This window comes from Marinobacter sp. EVN1, assembly GCF_000475375.1.
GTDB classification, from domain to species: domain Bacteria; phylum Pseudomonadota; class Gammaproteobacteria; order Pseudomonadales; family Oleiphilaceae; genus Marinobacter; species Marinobacter nauticus.
On sequence record NZ_AXCB01000037.1, the window covers coordinates 1 to 4130 of the forward strand.

At 56.6% G+C, this 4130-nt stretch carries 4 protein-coding genes; 2 read left to right on the plus strand and 2 right to left on the minus strand.

The window, feature by feature from the left end; translation table 11 throughout:
* Positions 1–1448, minus strand: a 1448-nt coding sequence (locus Q674_RS34660; protein WP_023009391.1) for an aspartate kinase, incomplete at its 3' end; no start/stop codon positions are given.
* A gap of 191 nt (positions 1449–1639) precedes the next feature.
* Complete coding sequence (locus tag Q674_RS34665; protein ID WP_152526084.1) at positions 1640–2704, minus strand: FAD:protein FMN transferase; 1065 nt, start codon at positions 2702–2704, stop codon at positions 1640–1642.
* Between the two features lie 145 nt (positions 2705–2849).
* On the opposite strand from Q674_RS34665, the gene kdpF reads away from it, so the two are divergent.
* Positions 2850–2963 carry a K(+)-transporting ATPase subunit F gene (gene kdpF / locus Q674_RS41695; RefSeq protein WP_081698952.1) on the plus strand — a complete coding sequence of 38 codons (114 nt, stop codon included), beginning with the start codon at positions 2850–2852 and terminating at the stop codon, positions 2961–2963.
* A 79-nt stretch (positions 2964–3042) separates the two neighbouring features.
* The coding region (locus Q674_RS34670) for a potassium-transporting ATPase subunit KdpA (protein ID WP_023009393.1) at positions 3043–4130 on the plus strand (1088 nt) is incomplete at its 3' end.

Sequence of the window (4130 nt, forward strand, 5' to 3'; positions counted from 1 at the left end):
ACCGCCTCACTATCGTTGGGGCGGCCCTCAATCAGCAAAGCGTGCAGAAGCCTCACGGCATGATCGAACTGTTCGCTGTCCAGGATAAATTGAACCTCCACGTCTCTCATGGTTTGGTGAGCTGCCAGAACTTGAATTGACTCTTGATCAAAAGCCACCAGTGACGCAATCAGAACATTGTTGACGTCGAGTGAGCTGCCGATCGCGGCGACCACGGCTACCTTCTGCAAGCTGATCTCGGCCCCGGGGAAGTCGCTACCGAGCTCATTCACAATCCGTTTTGCCTGCTTTAACGTCGCACTCAGGTAAAACGTGAGGGTGTTGGCATTGCTTTCGCGGTTGATCCGGTGCACGCGAAAGCGCGACGTCAGGTCGAGAAAGGTCTTCTCAATCTCGGCGATGCTGGGCGCGTTCTGATCGAACACAGACACCGCCATGACCGATTTCTTGCCCGTTACAATGTCCGTTTGCGGCGTTTTAGCCTGATAGCCTCCGGTGATCAATGTGCCGGGGTGGTCGGGCTCGAAGGAATTCTTGATTCGCAAATCGATACCTTCGCTGCACAGTCCCCGAGCTGCTCTGGGGTGAATCGCTTCCATGCCCAAGTTCGCCAGTTGATCGGCAACATCGTAATTCGTCCTGCCGAGCGTTACGACTTTGGCTGGGTCAACAATCTTCGGGTCCGCTGAACTTAAGTGGAACTCTTTGTGAATGATCGCTTCCCTCGCGCCGGTTACCACCGCGATACGGCTGAAGGTCATTTCACTGTACCCTCTGTCGAAGGTCTCAATGAGCCCCTCTTTGCACTGGGTATAGCCCGTGCAGATCGGTAGCTCGCGTGTCAGGTCGACAGAGGCGAGCGATCGCTTGAGCTTTTCATCCATAGCCAGCCGTTCACTCTCCCGCCACCCGGTGAGGTCGATAAAACGGGCGTTGATTCCCTCTGACTGTAGGCGCAGTGCGGTGTTGAAGGCGCTATGGGCCTCACCAACGCCTGCCAGCATTTCTCGAACCTTGATCAGATGTTGACTTAGCTGGAAGTGCCCGTAGGAACACAGGCGTTGTAGATCAATCAGGCACTCTCTGACCCCTTCTACCCGATCAAGAATGAACTGATCGGCCTGATGCCTGAGGCTCAAATCCGAGAAATAGGAGAGGTTGATATCCGTCAGGCTCTTTTCCAGGCGGGTCAGATCATCCCCCCAGGCCCACCGATTCTCGGCGCCGGCGAAAAGTGCGTAGACGCCAGGTTTACCCGTTTTCTTGTGTTCCAACAAAAGATCGGTCACGCCACCGTAGGCAGATACAACGAAAATTCGGTTGTACAGCTCTTCGTTACGGCTGTCGCCCACGATGATGTTCTTGCGTACAGCGTCGAAGTTGCTCATTGAGGTTCCGCCGATTTTCTCAACGGTATGACCGCTTCTATCAACATCTTTCCGTGCCATAAGGTTCAGCCTGCCTGAGAGATTGAATGGAACCCCTGAAAACGTGTGGGAGCTCGGGGGCGATCAGTGTTAAGTTTGCAGGCCATCCCCCACATGAAACAGTAAAAAAAGCGCAAAAAAAGCGCGGCTCCCGTAAAAGATCTGTAACACCGATTGCGCTTCAGGCCGGCCTGTCTCTGGCTGGAAGATATTCAATCAATCTCAATTCCGGACATCTCGCGCCAGTGCCTGGTAGTGGCTTCACGGAACTTTCCGTCCACCTCCTCAATGAACAGGGCCGAAATTCCATGCCGGTCGGCGACCGCTTGTCCGTTGTCCGCCCCCAAACAAAGCAAGGCCGTAGACCATGCATCGGCCAGGCTGGGGTCCTCGTCGAGGACGGTAACGGACACGGTGTCATGACTGACGGGACGGCCGGTGCGGGCATCCAGCACATGGCTGTATCGCCGGCCCTGATCGTCGAAGTAATGGCGGTAGGTCCCCGATGTCATGACCGAAATGGGCGCGTCACGAGCAATCGTGATCACCTTATGAACCGACCGCTCACCTGGTGTTGGGCGCTCAATCGCGACGCGCCAGGGTTCGCCGCCCGGCTTGTGGCCTCGAGCTTTCAGTTCGCCGCCCAGCTCCACCAGGTAGTGTTCAATCCCGGCGGATTCCAGCACACCAGCCATCTTTTCAACGGTATACCCCTGAGCGATGGATGAAAGATCGACCTGAAGATCTGAGCGGGACTTGGAAAGGGTGCCGTTTGATCCTGATGCCAGATACGCCATTCCGACCTCATCCAACCGACGTTGCAGCTCGACCTCCGAAGGAACCGATAGCTGCTGGCCATTGAATCCCCAGAGATCAAAGAGGGGTTTGATCGTCAGGTCGTAGCAGCCAAGACTGGCCTCACTCACCGTTTTTGCCTTTGCAATCAGGTCAACGACTTCCTCCCCAACCGCCGTGGGGGCCGATGCCTCAGCCCGGTTAAAGCGCTCGATTGCGCTGTCCGGCCGGTAGTTCGACATGAGCGCATCAATACGTGCCAGTTCCTCAACAATACCGTCTTGTACTGAGCTGGAGGTTACCCCACCCGCTTTCCAGAAAGTGACATGCCAGGTCGTTCCTTGAGCGGGGCCGCTTAATGACATGAGCTGGGGCGGCTGGTCGCAGGCACTCAGCAACAGCCCTGTAAGGATGAGAGCTAGCGCTCGGCACTGACGCCAGTGTCGCCAAAAAAAGCATCGGACTCGATAGAGATCAGACATGAGTAACCTCGAAATGGGTGCTTACGTTGACCTGGAGTCTACCCATCTAGACCGCGGTATTGGGACGCTCCGGTGAATTTTTAACGGCTTTTTTACGCCCCGGCCCCGTTTTGGTCATCGAATTTTTACGCCCTGCCCCAGCACCATGGAAAGGCGAACTCACAGAAGGAGATTGAGTGTGTCTATTTTCCTGTTGATTGTTTCTGTTGCAGTCGGTGGCTACCTGGTTGCCGCCCTGCTCTGGCCCGAGAGGTTCTGACCATGGCACTGATCGGTATTGGCGTAATTCTGGGGCTGTTTGGCCTGTGTTTCCTGTTCATTGATCTGGAGGAACGGCTGTGAACGAGGTCATTTTAATCTATGCGACCACGCTTCTTTTGGCGTGGCCTTTGGGCAAGTACATCGCCGGCGTTTTTGGCAGCGCCAAGGGGACGGCGGGCGCCGTCTTTTTGCCAGTTGAAAACAGTCTGTATCGGCTGTTTGGCGTTGACCCTTCCCAGCCCATGAGCTGGCAGGGTTACGGCAAGGCGTTGCTGAAACTGCACCTTGCTCTGGTCTTGATCGTCTTTGGCCTGTTGATGGCTCAAGGCTTTCTGTTCCTGAATCCAGACGGTATCGACGGCATGAGCTGGGACCTGGCGCTTCATACGGCGGTCTCGTTCCTGACCAATACCAACCAGCAGCACTATTCCGGGCAGGCGCAGCTCAGCTACCTGGCGCATACCTTTGGCATTGTGACCCTGCAGGTGGTGACACCCGCAGCCGGCATGGCGGCACTGGTTGCGATTGTACGCACGCTTCTGGGTCGCTCTGACAAGAAGACGCAACCGTCTGGCGAGGGTGTCGTTTCAGTTGGTAACTTCTACGAGGACATCACCCGGGCCATTGTTCGCGTTATGCTGCCGGTCGCGGCGGTCGTGGCACTGATCATTGCTGCCGAAGGGGTACCGAACAGCTACGAAGGCGCCCGCACCGCCATTCCGCTGGACCAGACTGCCGGTATGGAAGAGCAAAATATTCCGATCGGTCCGGTGGCACCCATGGTGGCCATCAAACAGGTCGGCACCAACGGTGGTGGCTGGTATGGCCCCAACTCCAGCGTTCCCCTGGAAAACCCGACACCGGTCAGCAACTTCGTTCAGACAGTGTCGATTGTGCTGATTCCCGCCGCTCTGGTCTTTGCGCTGGGCTTTATGACCGGCCGGCGGCGCCTGGCCATGGTGGTCATGGGCGTGATGGTGGTGATGTCGGTGTCACTGACGTCGGTGGCGATATGGTCCGAAAACCAGCCTAACGCGGCCTTCTCCGGCCTTGCGGCCGAAGGTGAAAACCTGGAAGGCAAGGAAGTCCGGTTTGGTGCCACCGCAACCGCACTCTGGGGCAGCTGGACCACCCAGACCTCGAACGGGTCCGTCAACGGCATGCA

What these genes read in the sequence shown, in the direction of transcription:
- Q674_RS34665 (WP_152526084.1), bottom strand. Translation starts at nt 2,704, where the DNA reads ATGTCTGATCTCTATCGAGTCCGATGCTTTTTTTGGCGACACTGGCGT.
- kdpF (WP_081698952.1), top strand. Translation starts at nt 2,850, where the DNA reads ATGGAAAGGCGAACTCACAGAAGGAGATTGAGTGTGTCTATTTTCCTG.